Here is a 21,424-nt window from a genome sequence, read left to right as displayed (position 1 = left end):
AGATCACCGCCGGGCCTCGCCCCGTACGCAGAAGGAGATGGGGCTGCGGACGCCTCCGGGGAAGACGAAGCGCTCCAGCGGCCCGACGGTGAAGCCGGCCGCCTCGACGGCCGCCACGCTGTCGCGGCCGGTGTGGCAGCCGCCGGTCAGGCACGGCCACACGGTCGCGTCCAGCAGGTCCTGCGCCCTGGCCCAGCCGCCGGGGGCGGCGCGGACGTGTTCGAGGAAGCGAAGCCGCCCCTCCGGGGCCAGCACGCGGCGGATCTCCCGCAGCCCGGCCACCGGATCGGGCAGCGAGCACAGCACGAACGACACGACCGCCGCGTCGAACTCGCCGCTCGCGGCGGGCAGCCGGTCGGCCAGGCCGCCGACGACCTCGATCCGCACCGGTGACCGGCGGGCGGCGTCGAGCGCGGCCGCGCGCAGCCGCGGTTCGGGCTCGACGGCCAGCACACCCGCGACGGACGGCGGATAGCAGGAGAAGTTGAGCCCGTTGCCCGCGCCGACCTCGATCACCCGGCCCGACAGCCCGTCCACCAGCGCCTCGCGCTGCGCGGCCATGCCGTGGCGGTCGAGCACCCCGCTGAACCACGTGTAGAAGCGGGCGAACAACGGATGGCTGACCTCGGTGACCGGCATGACGTCCCCCTTCCCGTCCCTCCTTCATTCCCCGCCGCCCGGCGGAGCGGCATTACCGAATCGGGGCGATCCGGGCCGTGGTCGCGACCGGTCCTCGTGGGTACGGGCCCCGATGGACGACGCGGTGCATGACGCGGTGGGTGACGCGGTGCATGACGCGATGGCACGCCGCGGCGCGCGGAAAGGAAGCGACCATGACCTCTGCCGTGACCCCTGCGGCGACCCCGGCCGCGACCCCTGCGGTGACCCCCGGGACGGAACCCGCCACCCGCCTGCCGCTCATCGGCGACCGGGCGCCGGACTTCGAGGCCGAGAGCACGCACGGGCCGGTCCGGCTCGCCGACTACGCCGGGCGCTGGCTCGTGCTGTTCAGCCATCCGGCCGACTTCACCCCGGTGTGCACCACGGAGTTCGTCGCGTTCGCCGAGCTCGCGGGGGAGTTCGCCGCCCGCGGCGTCGCCCTGCTCGGCAACTCGGTCGACTCCGTGCACAGCCATCTCGCCTGGATCCGGGCGATCGAGGACAAGCTCGGTGTGAAGATCCCGTTCCCGATCATCGCCGACCTCGACACGCGGGTGTCCCGCGCGTACGGGATGCTGCACCCGAACGCGTCGGCGACGGCGGCGGTCCGCGCGGTGTTCGTGATCGACCCGGAGTCGGTGGTGCGCGCGATCCTCTACTACCCGATGAACGCGGGACGGATGGTCCCCGAGATCCTCAGGCTCGTGGACGCGCTGCGGACCGCCGACCGCGACGGCGTCTCCTGCCCGGCGAACTGGCGGCCGGGCGACGACGTGCTGCTGGGCGCGCCGAAGACCCAGGCGGAGGTGGAGGCCAGGATGGCCGACGAGCGGCTCAAGCTCGTCGACTGGTACCTCGCCGCCCTGCCCGGCCAGGGCGCCTGACCCGTACGCCCCGCCTCGTGACGCCGTGGGGAGAGGCGACCGCGCGCGCCATGGTCCGGTAGAACTCTTTTGTGACTCATACAGTGACAAACTGGGCGGGCAACATCACCTTCCGGGCCGAGGCGGTCGAGCGGCCCTCCTCCGTGGAGGAGGTGCGCGGCCTGGTGGCGCGCGGCGAGAAGATCCGCGTGCTGGGCAGCGGCCACTCCTTCAACCACATCGCCGACTCCCCGGGCCTGCTGGTCTCGCTGGACGCGCTGCCCCCGGAGATCGAGATCGACAGCGCGTCCTCGACGGTCCGGGTCGCCGCGAGCGTCCGCTACGGCGAGCTGGGCCGCCGCCTGCACGACAAGGGCTACGCCCTGCCCAACCTCGCGTCCCTGCCGCACATCTCGGTCGCGGGCTCCTGCGCGACCGGCACCCACGGCTCGGGCGACGCCAACGGCGGTCTCGCCACGTCCGTGCGCGCGATCGAGATGGTGACCGCGGACGGCGGCCTCGTCACGCTGGACCGCGACCCGGACGGCGACCGCTTCCCCGGGGCCGTCGTCGCGCTGGGCGCCCTCGGCGCCGTCGTCGCCATGACGCTGGACGTCGTGCCGTCGTTCGACGTCCGCCAGCGCGTGTACGAGGGCCTGCCGTCCGAGGTGCTGGACGAGCAGTTCGACGCCGTCATGTCCGGCGCGTACAGCGTCAGCCTGTTCACCGACTGGCGTACCTCTCGGATCAACCAGGTCTGGGTGAAGGAGCGGGCCGGCGCGGCCGGCGCGGATCCCGCCGAGGTGGCGGCGGTGAGCGGGCTCGCGGGGGACGCCGCCGCGGGCGGCCTGGAGGGGGCCACGGCCGCCGGAGGCCTCCACGGCGCAGAGCCGGGCGGCGGCTTCTTCGGGGCGACGCCGGCCGACGGCCCGAGGCACCCCGTGCCGGGCATGTCCGCGGTGCACTGCACGGCCCAGATGGGCGTCCCCGGCCCCTGGTTCGAGCGGCTGCCGCACTTCCGGCCCGACTTCACCCCCAGCAGCGGGGAGGAGCTCCAGGCGGAGTACATGGTGCCCCGGCGGCACGCGGCCGAGGCGTTCCGCGCCCTCGGCGAGATCCGCGACCGCATCGCCCCGGTGCTGCAGATCTCCGAGATCCGCACGATCGCCGCGGACGACCTGTGGCTGAGCCCGAGCCAGGGCCGTGACACGGTGGCCTTCCACTTCACCTGGATCAAGGACCCCGCTGCCGTGACGCCCGTGCTCACCGCGATCGAGGAGCGTCTCGCGCCGTTCGGCGCGCGGCCCCACTGGGGCAAGCTCTTCACCCTTCCGCCCGCCGTCGTACGGTCCCGCTACGAGCGCCTGGACGACTTCGCCGCGCTGGCGCGGCACTTCGACCCCCGGGGCGTGTTCGCCAACGAGTTCGTCGAGCGGTACGTCCTCGGCCGCGACTGACGCCCCTGCCGGATTCGGCCCGGCAAGGCCGGGTACGTCCTCACGGGATCACGAGGCAGGACGATGCGCATCGAGGACTACGCGCTCATCGGCGACATGCACACGGCCGCCCTGGTCGGACGCGACGGCTCGGTCGACTGGCTGTGCCTGCCGCGCTTCGATTCCGGATCCTGCTTCGCGGCGCTCCTTGGCGGCCACCCGGCGGGACGCTGGCTGCTTGCCCCCGCCGGGGGCGGGACGTGCACCGGGCGCCGCTACCGCGACGGCGCGCTGGTCCTGGAGACGACCTGGGACACGCCCGGCGGGTGTGTCCGGGTCGTCGACTTCATGCCGCCGCGCGGCGAGGCGCCCGACCTCGTGCGCGTGGTGGAGGGCGTGCGGGGCCGGGTGGAGATGCGCACGGAACTGCTGCTGCGCTTCGAATACGGGGCCGTGATCCCCTGGGTGCGGCACCGTGCGGGAGAGGTGGCGGTCATCGCCGGTCCCAACGCCGCCTGGCTCCAGTCGCCCGTCGAGCTCGCCCACGACTCCCGCCTCCGCGGGACGACGGCGTCCTTCTCCGTCACAGAGGGAGACCGGGTGCCGTTCGTGCTCACCTGGCAGCAGTCGTGGCGGGACCGGCCGCGGCGGCTGGAGGCGGCGGCGGAACTGGCCGCCACCGACAGGCTCTGGAGGCAGTGGCTCGGCGGCTGCCGCTATCAGGGGGAGTACGGCGAGGCCGTGGGCAGCAGCCTCCTCGCGCTCAAGGCCCTCACGTACGCCCCCACCGGCGGCCTCGTCGCGGCGCCGACGACGTCGCTGCCGGAGCGGATCGGGGGCTCGCGCAACTGGGACTACCGCTACAGCTGGCTGCGCGACGCCTCGTTCACTCTCCGGGCGCTGATGGACGCGGGGTACGCGAACGAGGCGACGGCCTGGCGTGACTGGCTGCTGCGGGCCGTCGCGGGGGACCCCGCCGACCTGCAGATCATGTACACGGTCGACGGCAGCAGGCACATGCCCGAGTGGACCCTCGACTGGCTGCCGGGATACGAGGGGTCGCGGCCGGTGCGGATCGGCAACGGCGCCTCCGGCCAGTTCCAGCTCGACGTGTACGGCGAGGTGATCGACTGCCTCTACCAGGCCAGGGAGGCGGGCCTGCGGCCGGACGAGGAGGCCTGGGAGCTGCAGTGCGCGCTCATGGACTATCTGGAGGGGGCGTGGCGTGAGCCCGACAACGGGCTCTGGGAGGTGCGCGGCCGGCGCCGCGACTTCGTCCACTCGAAGGTCTTCGCCTGGGTGGCGGCGGACCGGATGGTCCGCTCCGTCGAGAAGCAGGGCCTCGACGGCCCGGCCGGCCGCTGGCGCGCCCTCCGCGCCGAGATCCACCGGGAGGTGTGCGCGCGCGGCTACGACGCCGGCCGCAACACCTTCACCCAGTTCTACGGGTCGAAGGGCCTCGACGCCGCCCTGCTGCTCATTCCCCGGCTCGGCTTCCTGCCGGTGGACGACCCCCGCGTCGCGGGCACCGTGGACGCCGTGTGCCGCGAACTGACGGAGGACGGCCTCGTCCTGCGTTACCGGCCCGAGGCCGACGACGTGGACGGGCTGCCGGGCGGCGAGGGCGTCTTCGTCGCCTGCTCCTTCTGGCTCGCCCACGCGCTCGCCCTGCTCGGCCGCCGCGAACGGGCGCGGCGCCTGTTCGAGCGCCTGCTGTCCCTGCGCAACGACGTCGGCCTGCTGTCGGAGGAGTACGACCCCGGCCGCGGGCGACAGGTCGGGAACTTCCCCCAGGCCTACAGCCACGTCTCCGTCGTGAACGCGGCCCAGGCTCTGGCGGCGCCGGGTCCATCTGGCTGACAGATGGCGTCCATCTGTTTCCCGCGCGCCTCGCGACCTACCCCGTGCCACCTGCCGCGTTGCATGATGCAACTGAGGGCCGGCGGGTCGGGGGAAACCCGCGACCGCGGCCCTGCCGGGGGAAAGAGGTGACGCATCATGGTGCAACCAGGTCTGGCACGACGCCCGGACGCGACGGAGCTGCGCCAGACGTACGACCGCGCGGGCTCGACCGTTCCCGCGCAAATCATGGACGGAGTGACGCTCCTCGCCGGGCTCTATCTCGCCATCTCGCCGTGGGTCGTGGGCTTCGCCGGATTCGGCGGGCTGGCGATCAACAACCTGATCATCGGGCTGACGGTCGCGGCGCTCGCGCTGAGCTGCGCGTCGGCGTTCGGCCGCACGTACGGCGTGAGCTGGGTGCTGCCGGTGCTGGGCGTCTGGACGATCATCGCGCCGTGGGTGATCCGCGGCCAGCCGGCCACCACCGCGACCATCTGGGACAACGTCGTCACCGGGGCGATCATCTTCCTGTTCGGCCTCGGCGCGCTGGCGTTCGCCGCGAACTACCGGCAGCACGAGGGTGGCGGCCGGCGACGGGGGGTCGGCGCACCGGGCGGCCAGTGGTAGCCGCCGGCCGGGCCAGGCCGCGTACCCGGAGCTTCCGTCATCGGACCCGCGTACGCGTCCTGGCCGGCCGCACGAAAGGCGGCGGGATATAACCGGTTGCCGCCCGCGCGGACGCGTGGAAGAGTACGACCGCTTCACCGCACGCGAACAGACGAAGGACTGAGGCCATGGTTTCGGCGACCCGCAGCGGCCGCCGTCGGCACTGAGCGGTCCGCCACCCGGCGGCGCCGGCACAGGCAGTGCCAACACCGTTTCACGCGGCCCCACGCCGCGGTGCCCCGCGCACCGCCTGTGTCCCCGACGGGGACGGCCCCCGCGCGGCTCACCGCCCGCCCGACGTGGCGGGAGCGCGCTCCACTTCGTCATCTTCGTGAGGTCAATCACCGTGGACATCGATGTCCAGAGCTTTGCCGTGGCCAACCTTCGCCGCCGCCCCGAGGTCGTCGAGACCGGCGGTTTCGTCGCCGGGTTCGATCCCGGAACCCGCAGTCCGCACATCAACTACGCCACCCCCCTGCCCGGAGCCCGGCCGTCCGCGCGGGACGTCGCGGCGCTGGTCGCGGCGTTCCGCGAGCGCGGGCTGAGGCCCCGGCTCGAGTTCGCGCCGGACGCCGCGCCCGGTGTGGAGCCCGCGCTCACCCGGGCGGGCTTCGGCGTGGAGGCGGTGCACGACTACCTCGTCTGCACGCCGGAGACGCTGACGCCGCGGAGCGACGGCGGCCCCCTGGTGGAGACGCCGGTCGCGGACCACGACTACCTGTCGATCGACGCCGCCCTGTCCGAGGCGTTCGGCGCCGGGTTCACCGGCTCGCCGGAAGGCGCGGCCCGGCTGCGCCGCCTGCAGGAGAGCGGCGGGGCGGTGCGGTTCGTCCGGGCGCAGGACGGCGGCTGCGCCGGCGCGGCCACCTGCTCGGCCCCCGCCGTCGGCACGTCGGAACTCGCCGGTGTCGGCACGCGGCCGGCCTTCCGCGGCCGAGGCGTCGCCGCCGCGGTCACCGCCGCGCTGACCGCGGAGATGTTCGCCCGGGACGCGCGGTCGGTGTGGCTCGAGTACGGCGGCGAGGGGTCGCGGCGCGTCTACGAACGCGTCGGCTACCGGCCGTCGGGCACCCGCCTGTACATGTCGCTCGACGAGTGACCCGTCCGGCACGGCTCGCCGGCCGGTAATCGCCGGCCGGCGGCCCGCACGGCGGCGGGCCTCCGGGTCCGCCGCCGGTGGCGTACGACCCCGTCAGGCGGGTGCGGGCCCGCGGGCGGCCGAGGCGAGCCCGGGCGGCGCCGCGGCCAGGGCCTTGTGGATCGCCTCGACCAGGGCGAGCGCCGCCTCCTCGGTGAGCTCGATCGCGACCCGGGCCGACGGGCCCTCGGCCGGGTTGGTGAGGTCGATGTTCACCGTGTGTTCCCGGCAGGCATGGTAGGGATGGTCGACGTAGACCATGCCGTCGGTGACCGTGAACCAGCCCGACGCTCCCTTGGCGGCGCCGTCGATCCGGAACTTCTCGGTGAGATAGGTGCACATCTGGTCCTCCTCAGGCGGCGAGGTGGCGGCCGAAGAAACCGAAGACCTTCTTCCAGCCCTCCACCGCGGCGGCGGGACGGTAGTTCGGCCGGTCCACGGAGAAGAACGCGTGGCCGGCGTCCGGGAAGACGTGGAACTCGTGCTCCTTGCCGAGTCTCGTCAGCTCGGCGTCGAGCACCGCGACCTCGTCCGGCGAGGGGAAGCGGTCGTCCGCGCCGAAGAGCCCGAGCAGCGGGCAGGACAGGTCGGCGGCCCGGGAGATCAGCGGCTCGGCCCTGAGCGGGAAGTCGGCCGGCGGCGCGGTGACGACGAAGGCCCCGTAGCAGTCGACGGCCGCGTCGATCCGCAGCGAGCAGGCGGCCAGGAACGTCTGCCGGCCACCCGAGCAGTAGCCGATCACCCCGACCCTGCCGTTGGCGTGCTCCAGGCCCTTGAGGTAGGCCGCGGCGCCCGCGACGTCGCCGACGAGCTGCTCGTCCGGGACGCCTCCCTTGGCCCGGGCCGCCGCGGCCTGGTCGTCCGGGCTGACCCCGGCGCCCTCGCGGGAGTACAGGTTGGGGCAGATCGCGGCGTATCCGTGTGCGGCGAACCGGCGCACGATCTCCTTGGTGGCCTCGTCGTACCCGGGCAGGTGGTGGATCACCACAACCCCGCCGTGGGGGCCGGAGCCGAGCGGCCGGGCGGCGTACGCCTCGAGATCGGCGCCTTCGTGTCCGGTGACGGCGACCGTGCCGGCCCATATCGCGTCGTTCATCGGGAGTCCTTCCCCTGGATCAGGTCGGTGCGCGGCCGGCGGCGTGGCCGCGTCCGGAAGCCCAACGATAGTAGTTGCTTTTGCTAACTAAGTTTCGGGAGAGGCGATGCCGCCCCGCCGCGAGCGCGGCGGGGCTCGGGACCGCCGCCCGGGGAGGTGCCGCCCCGCCCGGCGCGGGTGCCGTAGGGCTGTGTGTCCTATCTCACCGAGGACGGGCCGCGACCGCGAGGACCAGCGGGAGTGTCGCGCGGCGGCGGCCCGAATGGGGCCGTTTGCCGGTTTTTGGGCCGTGTCTTACTTGTTATCTACTATGCTTCCCGTGTCGCGCCGGTGTGCGGTCCTCAACCCGAGGACGACCGGCGACCGCCGAATCCCGGACGTCATCCATCCCGGGAACCGGGGACCCATGTCTCTTGGGGTGAATCCGGACCATCCGGTAGGGCTACTCCTGGCCCGAACCCGTCAGCTAACCCGGTAGGCGGCCAAGGAGAGGAGAGCGCGTGGAGTGTCGGCTCCACCTGCCGATCCGGTCCGCGTCGCATCGACGGACCGCTTGCCCGCCCTGGAACGTCTCCAGGCTTCCGGGGTGACGGCGCGCCCGTGACGGGCTGCCGCATCTCCCATTTCTGATTCCGCCCCGCCGGGCCGTGCCCTCGTACGGCCATGCCGTCGTGCCGTCACGCCAGGTGGGCCGGTTCGTCACGTCTCGAAGCGCGCCATGAGGAGCCTCCGATTTCCAGCGATCCCATAGCTCGACAGCTGCTCGACGCCGTCCGCCCGGAACTGGGCTACCGCGAACGAGCGGGAAAACATACGAAGTTCGGCGAATGGTACGCCGACAACGTGGCCAAGGACCCCGACTTCAAGACCGCCCCCTGGTGCGACATGTTCGTCTCCTGGGCGGCGAACCGGGCCGGGGTTCAGGACCACGTCGGCGAGTTCGCGCTGACCACGCGGCACGCCAAGTGGTTCAAGAAGAAGCACGCCTGGAGCGACAAGCCCGAGCCGGGCGCCGTGGTCTTCTTCGACTGGTCGGGAAGCAAGAACGTCCGCGACATCGACCACGTCGGCGTGGTCGAGAAGGTCGTGGGCGGGAAGGTGCACACGATCGAGGGCAACGTCGACGGCGTCTGGCTGAAGCGTAAGGTGCGCGACAAGAACAAGATCGTCGGGTACGGCCTGCCCCGCAAGGTCAAGGCGACGCCCAAGGTGACGGTGACGGTTCAGCCCGTGGCCGCGGTGAACGCCGGAGTCCAGGGTCCGGCCGGGCCCACCACCAGGAACATGGCGGCGCAACAGGGGCACTCTCCCGACGTCGTGTGGTCGCCCGGCGACGCCGTCCTGCCGGCCGGTCTGCTCTTCGCGGTGGTCTCCACCGCCGTGACCGGGCTCCGGTCCAGGGCCGTGGCGGCGCCCTCCGGCGGACGGCACCGCAGGCGCCGCACCCGCTGACCTCCGCGAGCCCGCGTCCCGAACGGCCGTGGCCGCTCACTGCTCCAGGAGGCGCTTCATCTCCTTGATCTCGGCCGACTGGCCGGAGACGACGGACGCCGCCATCCGCCGGGCCGGCTCGTAGGCTCCTGCGCGCAGTTCGTCCCGCGCCATGGTCACGGCGCCCTCGTGGTGCCGGATCATCATCGTGAGGAAGGCCCGGTCGAAGGCCCGCCCGGACAGTCCTTCGAGGCGCCGCATCTCCTCGGGGGACATCATGCCGGGCATGGGGTGGTGAGCCGGCGCGGCGCTCTCATCGGGCGTCCGTTCGCCCCAGGCGGTGAGCCAGCCGCTCATCGTCCGGATCTCGGCAGCCTGGGCGGCCTCGATCCGCTCGGCGAGCCGCCTGACCCGGGTGTCGTCCGCCCGGCTGCCGGCCAGCTTCGACATCTCCACCGCCTGGCGATGATGCGGGATCATCATCCGGGCGAACATGACGTCCTGCTCGTTGTGGTCGGCCGCCGGCGTCGTCACGGCCGGGGCGGTGGGCAGCGCGGCGGGCAGGGCCGGCGTGCCGGCGAAGGCGGCGGCTCCGTGCCCGCCCGTGCCGCTCAGCAGACCGGCCGCCAGCAGGGCCGAGGGCAGGACGTGTCCCCTCATCGCAACCACCTCCGTATTCGTCCGGACACGGTGACCGGGCCGGAACGGAGCGGCGGCCCGGCACGCGAATCCCCACCGGACCGCATGCGACGCCCCCGCCCGTGGTGTGCCCCGGGAGACGTGCCCGGCCGGATGCCGGTCATGCCTCCCACGGCCTTCCGCCGGCCGGGCCGCCGCGGGTCACCTGGGAAGGCGGCGGGTCAGCACTGGCCGTCGGCGAGAATCCAGTGGTCCGGGCCGGTCTGCCGGAGCGCGTGGACGGTGAACGTGTTCCACAGCCCCATCGCGTCGTTCGACCCCTTCGCGTAGGTGTACCCGCCGGACTGGTACGCCCGTCCCGCCGTGGTGTGGCCGTAGTTGCTCGCCCGTACGCACGTCCCCGGCGGCGTGCCGCCGGGCGAGGGACTGGGACTGGGGCTGGGCGTGAAGGTGGGGCTGGGCTGGGCGCCGCCGTCCAGACCGAAGAACCGGGCGTCGTGGTAGGCCGAGCAGATCGTGTCGAGGAAGTACGCCGCGGTGGCGCCGCACTGGTCGGGGGCGCCGCCGGGATCGACCGGGAGGCCGTGCCCCATGCCGGCGATCTCGTAGAGGCGGACGTCGTCGTCGCCGTACACGGTGAGCGTGGTGCCGCCGGTGAGCGACCGTGTGGCGGTGGGGGCCGGGGAGACGCCCCGCACGTTCGTCCACTGGTCGCGCAACTGCCTCCCGTTGGCGGGGACGACCGTGTAGTCCGACTGGCCCTGCCAGACGGCCACCCGGGGATACGGCCCCGCGTAGCCGGGATAGGCGTTCCGGACCAGGTCACCCCACTGCTGCGGGGTCCTGCTCGCCGGGCCGTACTGGCAGCCGGACGCCTCGGTCAGGCTGCTCGCGCAGCGGTAGGCGAGACCGGCCGCGATCGATCCGGCGGCGAAGACGTCCGGATAGGTCGCCAGCATGACGGCCGACATCGCCCCGCCGGCCGACAGTCCGGACACGTAGACCCGTGCGGGGTCGGTCCCGTAGGCGGCGACCGCGTACGCCACCATGGCGCGGATGGACGCGGCCTCGCCCTGCCCCCTGGTGGTGTCTCCGGTCTGGAACCAGTTGAAGCAGCCCGACGCGTTGTTGGCGCTGCTCGTCTGCGGCAGCACGAGGGCGAAGCCCCACCGGTCGGCGTACTCACGCCAGCCCGAGTCGGCGAAGTAGCCGCTCGCGTTCTGGGTGCAGCCGTGCAGGAGCACGACGAGCGGCCGGCCGACGGGCAGGCCGTCCGGGCGGTAGGCGTACATCGCGAGGTTGCCGGGATTGCCGCCGAACGACGTGACCTGGGCCGGCGACGCGGCCCGTGCGGGCGGGGCGCCCGGGCCGAGCAGGCCGGCCAGGACGAGAAGGAGGACGGCGACGACGGCGACCGCTTGCGGCGGCCGGACGGGGAGGGGGGTGACCATGGCGGCTCCTCGGAAGACCGGGCTCACCGAGCCTTTCCGGGCACGATAGATCGCCGGTAACCGTCCGGACATGGTCGCCGGACACACTTTTCGCCGCACTGTCATGGCGTCCGCCGTCCACGCGGACACAGGTCCGCTGAGCGGTCATGTCAGAGGCCTCCGCTGGCGACCGTCACGTCGCGGCGGACTGATCCAGGGCATCCCGGACTGTTGCTCGCGCCGTCAGGCGGACAGCGACGGGCGGGCAGGGTCTAAAGTTGACTCGGCGAGTTCGAGCGGAAGAGGCGTTCATGGCACGAGGCGACACCGGACCTGACTTCATCGAGGCGCTGGCGCGCGGCCTCGATGTCATCAGGGCGTTCCGGCCGGGGCGTCCGGTCATGTCCCTGACCGAGGTGGCGGCCGCGACCGGCCTGGCCCGGCCGACCGCGCGGCGCATCCTGCTCACGCTGCAGGAGCTGGGGTACGCCCGGCCGGAGCAGGGCGGCTTCGCCCTCACCCCGCGGGTGCTCGAGCTCGGCGTCTCCTACGTCCGCTCGACGGGACTGTGGGAGGTCGCCCGGCCGCATCTGGAACGGCTGGTCGCCCAGACCAACGAGTCGTCGTCGATCGCCCAGCTCGACGGGTCCGACATCGTGTACGTCGCCCGGGTGGCCGTACCGAAGATCGTCGCCCTCTCGGTGCAGATCGGGACGCGGTTCCCGGCGCTGCAGACGTCCCTCGGCAAGGTGCTGCTCGCCGCGCTGCCGCCGGACGAGCTGGAGCGGGTGCTGGCCGAGCCGAGCCGGTCGGGCATCGAGCCGCGGTGGCGGCCCGGCCGGCAGGAGCGCGACGCGATGCTGCGCGAGGTGCGGGCGAAGGGCTGGGCGCTGACCGACGAGCAGCTCGCCCTCGGGATCCGTTCGGTGGCCGCGCCGCTGCGCGACGGCTCGGGGAAGGTCATCGCGGCGGTCAACGTCAACAGCCACGCCGCCGAGACCTCGCTGGACAAGCTCACCGGGGAGCACCTGCCCCTGCTGCTCACGACGGCCGGGGCGATCAGCGCCGACTGGGCGCTCTACGAGTCGGTCCCGCAGATCACGGCCTAGCCGAGGGAGCCCCGGCACGGGCGCGAGTGCGAACCTTCCTACGCGTCGTGCTGCCGGCGCACCATCTCGGCGATCCAGACGGGCGCGAACGGAGATGTGCAGCCCGGCGACGTCGGGTAGTCCTTGAGCACCTCCAGGCGCTCACCGATGCCGATCGCACGGGCGCGGTGCCCCGCGTGCTCGATCCCGATCTGGGCCAGGCAGTGGTTCATCGCCCATTGCAGGCGATCCGGCGCGTTCTTCATCTCCGCCTCGATGACGTCGAGCAGCCCCGCGAGGTCGAGGCCCTCGGGCTTGTTCGCCACGCGTTCCGTGGTCAGCGCCCAGCCCGCACTCGCGACCACCGGATCCGGATCGGCGGACCAGGCCAGGCGCAGCTGTTCGGCATGCGGGCTCTTCTTCACCACGTAGTTCACGAGCCAGTCATGCACCTTTGGAGTACGCGCCTCGCGCAGCATGGCGTCCAGCTCGTCACGCCCGAACGCCTTCGGCCGGCAGATCAGGATCGCCAGCAGCCGCGCCGCGCTGTCGCCGGTCTCCCAGAGCCGGCGCGCGAGTTCGTGCTGCGTCTTCAGCCGTTTCGCGAGCGCACGCAGCTTGCCGAGGTTCACACCGTGATCGTCGCCGTGTCTCTCGTTCACCTCGCGGGCCTTCGGGTCCTCGAGCCCGGCCAGCTCGGTCATCACCTCGGCCACCGCCGTCTCGGTCACTTCGGCCTCCTGTCCGTCGCGTGCGGGATCGGCCCTCAGCGAGCCGCCCCGGGGATGAGGACGATTCTGCCGGAGGCGGCGCCGGCGGCCTGGCGCTCCCAGGCGGCCGCGGCCTCCTCCAGCGGGACGCGCTCGTGGGCGACGGACAGCCGCCCGGCCACGGCCTGCTCGGCCACGAACACGATGGAGGCGGCCCGCTGCTCCGGGGTCAGCTCGTTGTTGGTGTATCCCAGCAGCCGCAGCGACCTGCCGCGCAGCGTGGAGGAGTCGATCGGGCAGGTCTCGTCCGCCGAGGAGCCGAGGTTGACCCACCGGCCGCCGGGGCGCAGGGCGCGGGCCGCGGCGGCCGCGGGCGCGCCGAAGAGCGGGTCGAGCACGAGGTCGGCGGGCCCGTCGCACGCCTCGGCGAAGCGGGCCGCCAGCGTGGCGACGTCACCGGTGTCGAGCGCCACCACGGCGTCCGCACCCGCCTGCCGGGCGCGTTCCGCGGCGGCGGGGGAGCGGGCGCCCGCCACGATCCCGCGGGCGCCGGCGATGCGCGCGATCCGTACGGCGGCCTGCCCGACCACGCCGCCCGCGCCGAGCACCACGACCTGCTCGCCGGGGGCGAGCTCGCCGCGCCAGGTGAGCGCCATGTGCGCGGCGACGGCCGAGAGCCCGAGCGCGGCGACCGCGACCGGATCGGCCCCTGCGGGCAGTTCGACGAGGTCGCGGGCGGGCACGGCCGCCACCTGCGCCATGCTGCCGTCGCCGGGCGCCATCCCGGCCGAGGTCGCGAACCACACCGGCCGCCCGTCCGCGGTTCCGGCCCCCTGCACCCCCGGCACGTACGGCGTGCGCGGCCGGCCGAAGTAGGACGTGCCGCTCGCGCAGAGCAGGTCGAGCGGCGTGATCGGTGCCGCGCCGACCTCGACCAGCGTCTCGCCGGGCCCGGCGGCGGGCACGGGCAGGTCGGCCACCAGCGGCGGCCTGCCGGGTTCCACGATCTGTGCCGCTCGCATGTTCCACCTTCCGGCTGAAGCGACGTTCCGCTGAAGCTCATGGTCATCGGCGAGAGCCGCCGGGCACGCCCCGCACGGCGTGCCCGGCGCCTCGCCGCCCCGGCCCGCTCTCGACGGCGGGCAGGTCCGATCAGGTCGCGATGTCCGGGTACGGCAGGGTCATGTGGGCCAGCCGCCGGGCGTACTCGGTCTGGAAGCCCATCGGCTCGTGGTCGCGCTCGAACATCGCGATGAACAGCGTGAGCGTGAGGAACGGGTGCGCGCCCAGCTCGAACAGCTTCGGGTAGTCGTGGCCGGCCAGGGCCTCGCGCTCGGCGTCCTCGAAGCGCAGCCAGGTGGACGCCTCCCCGCCGTGGCAGCTCAGCAGGCGGTTGGCGTACTCGGCCTCCCACCACTCCACCGTGCCCCGGGGGTCCTCGCGGTAGCGCTCGACCAGGTCCGGATCGCGGTCGACGGTGAACAGGAACTTGTTCAGCAGGTACTTGCTCACGCCACGCCTCCGTTGGGGTACCAGGTGAAGTAGGCCTCCATGGTGTGGAACAGGTCGTAGGTGTCGACGTAGTCGGCCTTGGCGCCCTCGCCGGCCACGCCCATCATCAGCATGAAGTCCATGAAGCCGTGCGTGGCGTTGCCGGGCAGGTGGAGGCTGTCGAGGGTGACCTCCGACAGGCACCCCTCGATGTCGCCCGAGGAGATCCACTCGACCGCCTTGCGGTCGAACTCGGGGTCGGGCCCGTGCGGGCCGAACTGGCGCGGCCCGCCGAGCTCCAGCGACAGGTGCCCGGTGCCGATCACCGCCACCCGCTTGTCGGCCGGCCACGACTCCACCAGCTCCCGGATCGTACGGCCGAGCTGCACGAACCGCTTCGGCCGCGGCAGCGGCGGGGCGAAGATGTTGGTGTAGATCGGCACGATCGGCAGGTCGTTCTGCGGCCGCAGCGTGATGATCGGGCAGGTGATCGAATGGTCGATCCGCAGCTCGTTCGAGAAGGCCAGGTCGAAGCCCGCGTCCAGGCCCTCCCGCAGGATGTACGCCGACAGGTCCTCCTGGCCCGTGAAGAACATCCGGGGCAGGCCGAACTCGCGTTCCTCGTTGTACCAGTTCGCGTCGTAGAACGGCGCCTTGCCGACGAGGAACTGCGGCATGTTGTCGAGCCAGAGCTGGTGGAAGTGGTCGGAGCCGACCATGACCAGCACGTCGGGCCGCGCCTTCGTCAGCGTCTCCCGGAACGCCTCGACCTTGCGCACCCACTCGTCGGCGAAGGGCGGGCGGTCCTCGCCGGTGGCCGTGCTGGCGCGGTAGTAGAACGGGTGATGGGTGGACGCGATCACCGCGACCAGTTCAGCCATGCGAACCTCCAGTGGCGTCAGGGGGTGTAGGGCTCGGGGTCGACGGACCGGTTGTTGAGGTCCACCGACAGGAAGATCTCGTTCGCCACCGGGCGGCGCAGCTCCTCGGCGAGCTGCCCGATCAGGCCGGCCGTACGGGCGAGCAGGGCGAAGCCGCGCAGCAGTTCGAGCGGCAGGCCGAGGTCGGCCAGCGCGGCGCCGCAGACGCCGGCGCCGTTGAGCGGGAGCGTCTTGCCCAGCACCTGCGGATGCACGCGGCCGATCGCGGCGAACAGCGACAGATGCGGCCCGAAGAGGTTCTCCTCGGCGGCGATCTCCATCAGCCGGGGCGTGCGCGGGTCGCCCTCCTTGTGCACGTGGTGGCCGAGGCCGGGGATGAACCGCCTCGCCTGCCGCCTGGCCCGCACGGTCTCCAGGGCGAGGGCGTCCCAGCCGTCGTCGCCGGTGGGCAGCGGGCCGTCGTGCGCCGCCAGCACCTCGTGCAGGAACCGGCCGCAGTCCTCGGTGACGCCGAGGAAGCGCGACCCGCCGCCGAGCAGCCCGGCCGCGAGCGCGCCCTGGATCGAGTCGGGCGCGGACAGGTACGTCAGCCGGGTGACGATCGCGGTCGGGGTGAACCCGTGGTCGGCCAGCGCGGCGAGCACGGCCTCGAACACGCGGGTCTCGCCCGGCGTGGGCCTGCGCTGGGCGGCGAGCCAGAACGCGAGCTCGCCGAACCCGACCTTGCCCATCACGTCCTCGGCCAGGTCGCGGCCGAGGAGCGTGATCGACTTCAGCGAGGACGCCCCCAACGCGGTGGGGTACGACGGCCGCTCGGTCGTCTCGGGCCGGTCAGACATCGTGGTCCTCCTCCTGCGTCAGCCACTTGCGCAGCTCGTCACCGTGCTCGTCCAGCTCGGGCGGCGGCAGCCGGTAGGCGGCGGGGGTCGCGGAGAACCGGATCGGGTGGCGGGTGGTCGGCACCGCACGGTCGCCCTCGCCCACCTCCACGACCGGGTCGAGCCCGAAGCGCTCGGCCATGGCGAACCCGCCGTCGATGGTGTTGATCGGACCGCACGGCACCCCCGCCGCGACCAGCAGCTCGAACCACTCCAGCGCGCCGCGCGTGGCGAGCCTCTCGACCAGGATGGGCCGCAGCTCCTCGCGGCGCGCGGTCCGGCCGGCGTTGCGCGCGAAGCGCGGGTCGTCGGCGATCTCCGGGATGCCGAGCACCTCGCACAGCTTGCGGAACTGGCCGTCGTTGCCGGCCGCCACGATGAGGTCGTTGTCGGCGGTGGGCAGCGGCTCGTAGGGGAACACGCTCGGGTGGGCGTTGCCCATGCGGTAGGGGACGACACCGCCGGCGACGTACGCGGAGCTGTGGTTGACCAGGCCGGTCAGCGCCGAGGACAGCAGGTTGACCTCGACGTGCTGGCCCCGCCCGGTCGCGTCGCGGTGGCGCAGGGCGGCGAGGACGCCGATGGCGGCGTGGTTGCCCGCCATCACGTCGAAGACCGAGATCCCGGCGCGGTACGCCGGCCCGTCCGGGTCGCCGGTGAGGCTCATCAGCCCCGACATGGCCTGCACCATGAGGTCGTAGCCGGGCACGTCGCGGCCCGCGCCTGAGCCGAACCCGCTGATCGAGGCGTACACGACGCCGGGGTTGGCCGCGCTGACCGAGGCGTAGTCGAGGCCGTACTTGGCGAGCCCGCCGGGCTTGAAGTTCTCCACCAGCACGTCGGCGCGCCGGGCCAGCTCCCGGGCCACCCGGGCGTCCTCCTCGTCACGCAGGTCGAGCGCGATCGAGCGCTTGCCCCGGTTGACCCCCAGGTAGTAGGTCGACACGTCGCCGCGTACGGGCGGCATCCAGGTGCGGGTGTCGTCTCCCTTGGGTCCTTCGACCTTGACGACCTCGGCGCCCAGGTCGGCCAGCAGCATGGTGGCGTACGGCCCGGCCAGGACCCGGGAGAAGTCGGCCACCAGCACGCCGGACAGCGGCCCGCCTCCCCGCTCGGGCGCGGTGTCGTCTGTCATCCGGCTCCCCTCCTTGCTGTGACTGTCGTGTCCGCTGAACGGACAACGGTCCGTGACGCCGATTCTGGCACAGGCGTCTGTCTGGTCAAACGGGGTGGCGGCTGCTTCATCGCAGGATGAGGTGCAAAACGCATGGTTGACAGCGGGGACGGTGCTCGGGAAAGTAACAGCGGATGCAGCACTGACCGTATGGCGGACAACTGTTCGGCGGATGCGGGCGTGCTCGGCCATTGTGAGGGAGAGGAAGCCGAGCCGGGCACCGGGGCGGGCCGTGAGCGGACCCGCGCTGTGCGAGGCGAGGCGGACTCGACCAATGTGAGGGAGAGGAAGCCGAGCCGGGCACCGGGGCGGGCCGTGAGCGGACCCGCGCTGTGCGAGGCGAGGCGGACTCGACCAATGTGAGGGTGAGGAGTTCGACGATGAACGAGCCGACCGATTTCGGGCCGGACCGGCCCGTGCTGCTGCGCGGCGGGACGGTGCTGCCGATGGACGACGGGCACAGTGTGCTGCCGGGCACCGACGTCCTCGTCGTGGGGGACCGGATCGCGGAGGTGGGGCCGGACCTGCCCGCACCGGACGGCGCCGTGGTCGTCGACGCCACCGGCGGCATCGTCATGCCCGGCATGATCGACACGCACCGGCACATGTGGCAGACGGCCATGCGCGGCTACGGCGCCGACTGGACGCTGACGCAGTACTTCGTCTGGTACTACCTGGAGTACGGCAAGCTGTGGCGGCCGGAGGACGTGCACGCCGGCAACCTGCTGGCCGCGATCGAGGCGATCGACGCCGGCGTCACGACGGTCGTGGACTGGTCGCACGGGCTGCGGACCGTCGACCACGCAGACGCGGCCGTCGACGCCCTGCGGGCGGTGCCCGGCCGGTTCGTGCTGGCCTACGGCAACATCCAGGCGCCGCCGGCCGAGTGGACCGGCGCGCCGGAGTTCCGCGACTTCGTGAACCGCCGCATCACGGGCGACGACCTGCTGGGCTTCCAGATCGCCTTCGACGTCACCGGCGACCCGGCCTTCCCCGAGAAGCCGGCCTTCGAGGTGGCCCGCGACCTCGGCGTCCCCGTCACGACGCACGCGGGCGTGTGGGGCGCGACCAGCGACGACGGCATCCGGCTCATGTACGAGCACGGCTTCATGACGCCCGGGACGGTCTACGTCCACGCCGCCTCGCTGTCGGCGGACTCCTATCACCGCATCGCCGCCACCGGCGGTTCGATCTCGGTCTCCACCGAGAGCGAGCAGAGCGCGGGCCAGGGCTACCCGCCCACCTGGGCCATCCGCGCGCACGACATCCCGGTCTCGCTCTCGATGGACACCAGCGTCTGGTGGAGCGGCGACCTGTTCTCGGCGATGCGCACCACGCTCGGCGCCGACCGCTCCCGGGAGCACATGGAGGCGCACGCCAAGGGGGAGACGGTCACCCACTGCAGCCTGCGCGCCGATCAGGTGGTGGACTGGGCGACGCGCGGCGGGGCCCGCGCGATCGGCCGCGCCGACGACCTCGGCCGCATCGAGGCGGGCCGGAAGGCCGACATCGTGCTCATCAAGAACGACGCGTCGCCCGTGTCGTTCCCGCTGCTCAACCCGTACGGGCACGTCGCGTTCCAGGCGCAGCGCGGCGACGTGCACACGGTCCTCGTGAACGGCCGGGTGGTCAAGCACGAGCACCGCCTGGTCGGCGTGGACCTCGCCGGGGCCCGGCGCGAGGTGGAGCGGACCGTCGAGTACCTGCGCTCGACGCTGGGCGAGGAGGCATGGGAGAAGGGGATGAACCCGGACATCCCCGAGACGAAGATCCTCGACAACCCCTACACGTACACCGACTACCAGAGTGCGGCGACGCACAGCCGCTGACCTGGTACGCAGCGCGATCGGACCGGGGGAAACCCTGGGAGATTCATGATTGTTTGCGGTTATTTGTGAGATTAGCTCACCGGTGGGGTTAGTGTGGGCAGCCACCCGCGGAAGCCGTGGAGCTTTCCCCCGTAACGACCGCTGGGAGTTGTCTCACATGCAAGGGCGCGTCCCGTCGCAGACGAGCCAGGACGATCATTTCCGGCAGGAGATCCTCTCCAGCCGGGATGAGCCGCCGGCCACGACCAAGAACAGGAAGCCTCTCGTCATCGCCGCCGCGGCGCTGGTCGCCGTACTGGCCGCCGGGGGAGCGGGCTACGCGCTGCGCGACGGCTCGGGCCCGGCGGACCCGCCCGCCGCGGGCGGCGTGCAACAGTCGGCCCCCGCCCAGGACGGCGGCTCCGCCGGGGACGGCGCCGGCGACCAGGCCGGGGCGGAGGGCGGACAGGACTCGCAGGGCTCGGCGGATCAGGGCTCTGGGGACCAGAGCTCGGGAGGCCAGGGCGCGGCCGGGTCCGGCGGAGACGGTGCGGGTGGCGGCCAGGCGCCCGCCGGAGGCGGCGCGGACACCGCGGCCGGGTCCTCGGGCGGCGGCTCCTCCTCCGGACGGCAGGGCTCCGGCACGGACCGGGCCGGGACCGGTTCGTCCAAGACGGGCGGCGCCTCGAAGGGCGGTTCGAGCCAGGACCAGGGCGACGTGCCCGCGGGCGCCGACGGAGCCCCCGGGCTCATCCCCGGTGCCTGCTCCGACTCCGGCTGCTGACCCCCTGCCGGCCTGCCTCGTGACGGGGTCGCTCCCGCAGGCGGCCCCGTGAGCGTGCCGGGGACCGGGCGGCCGCGCGGTGTGGTCAGGAGGCCGGGCCGGGCCAGCCCAGCGGGAAGGCGATGCGGGCGGGCGGTTCGCCCGCCGCCTCGTTGAACTCCCGCATGGCGACGATGAGGGCCTGCCGCCGGGACGCCGGCAGCCGCGTGAGGATCGCGGCGATCTCCTCCTTGCGCCGGGCGGTGACCTCGTCCACGATGCGCCGTCCGTTGTCGGTCAGCCGCAGCAGGGTCTCCCGCCGGTTGTGCGGATTGACCTCACGCTCCAGCAGGCCGGCGACGGCGAGCCGGTCGGCCATGCGCATGGCGGTCGACGGGTTCACGCCGAGCTTCTCGGCCAGCGTCACCAGCTTGGTCTCCCCCTGCCCGACCACCAGCAACATACGGAACTGCGGCAGGGTGACGCGGTCCTCCGCGGCGGCGAGGGACCGCGCGGAGACCGCGACGAGCACGCGCGAGGCGGTGAGCACGGCGACGGTGACGGCCTCCAGGTCGTCACCGGTGGGCTCCTCGTCCGCTTCCTTTGCCATAGGCACCGTTTTTACACGCTCGCTCGCACCGTCACGTCATTGCACCCTGCAAACAAGCGGCCTCGCGGCCGCGGTGCGATGCCGCGGGCCTGGCGGCCGCGATGCGAACAAACGGCCTGCCGGCCGCGGTGGATGCCGCAGGCGTGCCCGGCGCGGTGCGACGCGTGCGCAGCCGTGGGTCAGCCGAGCGAGGCCAGCAGCTCGTTGCAGGCCTGGGCGCAGCGGCGGCACGCCTCGGCGCACACCCGGCAGTGCTCGTGCACGTGTGCGTGCTGACCGCACTCGTCGCCGCAGCTGCGGCACGCCTGCGCGCACGCCTCCAACTGCGCGCGGGTCAGGTTCGCGTCGTAACCGGTGTGCCGCGACAGCACCCGCCCCGTCGTCGCGCAGATGTCGGCGCAGTCGAGGTTGGTGCGGATGCAGCGGACCAGTTCCGCCACCGCGTGCTCGCTCAGGCAGGCGTCAGCGCAGGCCGTGCAGGTCTGCGCGCAGTCGAAGCAGGCCTCGATGCACTTCGCCAGCACCTGCCTGTCCACGCCGCCGAGGTCGGCGGGGTAGGTCTCCAGCATCACTCCGGCGTGTCCCATGGCATCGCTCCTTCCGGTCTCGGACGGGCGGTTCCGCGAGGCGGCGGGAACCCCGGCCGGTACGGCCGGGCCCGTCGAGCCCCGGCGCCCGGCCGGCTGTCCGATCGGGGGTCGTGACGGCCGAAAAGCTCGTCCAGCTCTGGGCCATACCCGTCGGCAGGGACGTAAACGGAGAAGATCCCGTGTGCTGATCGTCTCGCGGGGTAGTCGTGGGAGCACTGGAAATCATGGAG

22 protein-coding genes and 1 riboswitch are annotated in these 21,424 nt (G+C 72.9%); of the genes, 9 read left to right on the top strand and 13 right to left on the bottom strand.

What is annotated here, in order from left to right; all coding sequences use genetic code 11:
• Positions 1-3: 3 nt before the first annotated feature.
• Complete coding sequence (locus AAH991_RS18630) at positions 4-639, bottom strand: class I SAM-dependent methyltransferase (RefSeq protein ID WP_346227116.1); 636 nt, start codon at positions 637-639, stop codon at positions 4-6.
• Positions 640-833: 194 nt separating this feature from the next.
• Between AAH991_RS18630 and AAH991_RS18625 the strand changes: the two genes are divergently transcribed.
• The 5 genes from AAH991_RS18625 to AAH991_RS18605 all read left to right on the top strand — a co-directional run bounded on the left by AAH991_RS18625 (position 834) and on the right by AAH991_RS18605 (position 6,566).
• Positions 834-1,544 (top strand): peroxiredoxin, encoded by a 711-nt coding sequence (locus AAH991_RS18625; protein ID WP_346227115.1) that lies wholly within the window; start codon positions 834-836, stop codon positions 1,542-1,544.
• 83 nt (positions 1,545-1,627) lie between these two features.
• Complete coding sequence (locus AAH991_RS18620; protein ID WP_346227114.1) at positions 1,628-2,980, top strand: D-arabinono-1,4-lactone oxidase; 1,353 nt, start codon at positions 1,628-1,630, stop codon at positions 2,978-2,980.
• Positions 2,981-3,043: 63 nt separating this feature from the next.
• On the top strand, positions 3,044-4,819 hold the full coding sequence (locus tag AAH991_RS18615; protein ID WP_346227113.1) for a glycoside hydrolase family 15 protein: 1,776 nt from the start codon (positions 3,044-3,046) through the stop codon (positions 4,817-4,819).
• 138 nt (positions 4,820-4,957) lie between these two features.
• Positions 4,958-5,428 carry an SPW repeat protein gene (locus AAH991_RS18610; RefSeq protein WP_346227112.1) on the top strand — a complete coding sequence of 157 codons (471 nt, stop codon included), beginning with the start codon at positions 4,958-4,960 and terminating at the stop codon, positions 5,426-5,428.
• Positions 5,429-5,813: 385 nt separating this feature from the next.
• Positions 5,814-6,566, top strand: coding sequence for a GNAT family N-acetyltransferase (locus tag AAH991_RS18605; protein ID WP_346227111.1), 753 nt, complete (start codon positions 5,814-5,816; stop codon positions 6,564-6,566).
• Positions 6,567-6,659: 93 nt separating this feature from the next.
• Here AAH991_RS18605 and AAH991_RS18600 read toward each other — a convergent pair whose 3' ends face one another.
• Positions 6,660-6,947 carry a DUF6295 family protein gene (locus AAH991_RS18600; RefSeq protein WP_346227110.1) on the bottom strand — a complete coding sequence of 96 codons (288 nt, stop codon included), beginning with the start codon at positions 6,945-6,947 and terminating at the stop codon, positions 6,660-6,662.
• 10 nt (positions 6,948-6,957) lie between these two features.
• Complete coding sequence (locus tag AAH991_RS18595; protein ID WP_346227109.1) at positions 6,958-7,701, bottom strand: dienelactone hydrolase family protein; 744 nt, start codon at positions 7,699-7,701, stop codon at positions 6,958-6,960.
• A 354-nt stretch (positions 7,702-8,055) separates the two neighbouring features.
• A riboswitch (cyclic di-AMP (ydaO/yuaA leader) is annotated at positions 8,056-8,198 on the top strand.
• A gap of 346 nt (positions 8,199-8,544) precedes the next feature.
• On the opposite strand from AAH991_RS18595, the gene AAH991_RS18590 reads away from it, so the two are divergent.
• Positions 8,545-9,153, top strand: a complete 609-nt coding sequence (locus AAH991_RS18590) for a CHAP domain-containing protein (RefSeq protein ID WP_346227108.1) — start codon at positions 8,545-8,547, stop codon at positions 9,151-9,153.
• A 36-nt stretch (positions 9,154-9,189) separates the two neighbouring features.
• Here AAH991_RS18590 and AAH991_RS18585 read toward each other — a convergent pair whose 3' ends face one another.
• The gene (locus tag AAH991_RS18585) at positions 9,190-9,792 is read right to left on the bottom strand and encodes a DUF305 domain-containing protein (protein WP_346227107.1); all 603 of its coding nucleotides are present in this window, start codon (positions 9,790-9,792) and stop codon (positions 9,190-9,192) included.
• 200 nt (positions 9,793-9,992) lie between these two features.
• Positions 9,993-11,222: an extracellular catalytic domain type 1 short-chain-length polyhydroxyalkanoate depolymerase gene (locus AAH991_RS18580; protein ID WP_346227106.1), complete on the bottom strand. Its 1,230-nt coding sequence runs from the start codon at positions 11,220-11,222 to the stop codon at positions 9,993-9,995.
• Between the two features lie 290 nt (positions 11,223-11,512).
• Between AAH991_RS18580 and AAH991_RS18575 the strand changes: the two genes are divergently transcribed.
• Positions 11,513-12,310, top strand: a complete 798-nt coding sequence (locus tag AAH991_RS18575) for an IclR family transcriptional regulator domain-containing protein (RefSeq protein WP_346227105.1) — start codon at positions 11,513-11,515, stop codon at positions 12,308-12,310.
• 38 nt (positions 12,311-12,348) lie between these two features.
• Here AAH991_RS18575 and AAH991_RS18570 read toward each other — a convergent pair whose 3' ends face one another.
• From AAH991_RS18570 to AAH991_RS18545, 6 genes are all read right to left on the bottom strand, one after another.
• Positions 12,349-12,993, bottom strand: a complete 645-nt coding sequence (locus AAH991_RS18570; RefSeq protein WP_346227200.1) for a DNA alkylation repair protein — start codon at positions 12,991-12,993, stop codon at positions 12,349-12,351.
• Positions 12,994-13,055: 62 nt separating this feature from the next.
• Complete coding sequence (locus AAH991_RS18565) at positions 13,056-14,021, bottom strand: quinone oxidoreductase family protein (protein WP_346227104.1); 966 nt, start codon at positions 14,019-14,021, stop codon at positions 13,056-13,058.
• A gap of 130 nt (positions 14,022-14,151) precedes the next feature.
• On the bottom strand, positions 14,152-14,511 hold the full coding sequence (locus AAH991_RS18560) for a hypothetical protein (RefSeq protein ID WP_346227103.1): 360 nt from the start codon (positions 14,509-14,511) through the stop codon (positions 14,152-14,154).
• Positions 14,508-15,371 carry a DODA-type extradiol aromatic ring-opening family dioxygenase gene (locus AAH991_RS18555; protein ID WP_142562453.1) on the bottom strand — a complete coding sequence of 288 codons (864 nt, stop codon included), beginning with the start codon at positions 15,369-15,371 and terminating at the stop codon, positions 14,508-14,510. The genes AAH991_RS18560 and AAH991_RS18555 overlap by 4 nt, the downstream gene beginning before the upstream one ends.
• 17 nt (positions 15,372-15,388) lie before the next feature.
• Positions 15,389-16,210, bottom strand: coding sequence for a citryl-CoA lyase (locus AAH991_RS18550; RefSeq protein ID WP_346227102.1), 822 nt, complete (start codon positions 16,208-16,210; stop codon positions 15,389-15,391).
• A complete protein-coding gene (locus AAH991_RS18545; RefSeq protein WP_346227101.1) occupies positions 16,203-17,384 on the bottom strand; it encodes a CaiB/BaiF CoA transferase family protein in 1,182 nt (393 codons plus the stop codon). Before AAH991_RS18545 ends, AAH991_RS18550 begins: the two co-directional genes overlap by 8 nt.
• Positions 17,385-17,803: 419 nt before the next feature.
• Here AAH991_RS18545 and AAH991_RS18540 point away from each other — a divergent pair, with 419 nt between their 5' ends.
• Both AAH991_RS18540 and AAH991_RS18535 read left to right on the top strand, forming a co-directional pair.
• On the top strand, positions 17,804-19,252 hold the full coding sequence (locus AAH991_RS18540) for an amidohydrolase family protein (RefSeq protein ID WP_346227100.1): 1,449 nt from the start codon (positions 17,804-17,806) through the stop codon (positions 19,250-19,252).
• Positions 19,253-19,409: 157 nt separating this feature from the next.
• Positions 19,410-20,015, top strand: coding sequence for a hypothetical protein (locus AAH991_RS18535; RefSeq protein ID WP_346227099.1), 606 nt, complete (start codon positions 19,410-19,412; stop codon positions 20,013-20,015).
• Between the two features lie 85 nt (positions 20,016-20,100).
• On the opposite strand, the gene AAH991_RS18530 is transcribed toward AAH991_RS18535, so the two are convergent.
• Both AAH991_RS18530 and AAH991_RS18525 read right to left on the bottom strand, forming a co-directional pair.
• Positions 20,101-20,604: a MarR family winged helix-turn-helix transcriptional regulator gene (locus AAH991_RS18530; protein ID WP_346227098.1), complete on the bottom strand. Its 504-nt coding sequence runs from the start codon at positions 20,602-20,604 to the stop codon at positions 20,101-20,103.
• Between the two features lie 179 nt (positions 20,605-20,783).
• A complete protein-coding gene (locus AAH991_RS18525) occupies positions 20,784-21,191 on the bottom strand; it encodes a four-helix bundle copper-binding protein (RefSeq protein WP_346227097.1) in 408 nt (135 codons plus the stop codon).
• Positions 21,192-21,424: the final 233 nt, after the last annotated feature.

The sequence above is a fragment of the Microbispora sp. ZYX-F-249 genome, assembly GCF_039649665.1.
Taxonomy (GTDB): domain Bacteria; phylum Actinomycetota; class Actinomycetes; order Streptosporangiales; family Streptosporangiaceae; genus Microbispora; species Microbispora maris.
Note: the sequence above shows the minus strand (reverse complement) of the source record. Positions and strands in the feature narration are given on the sequence as shown.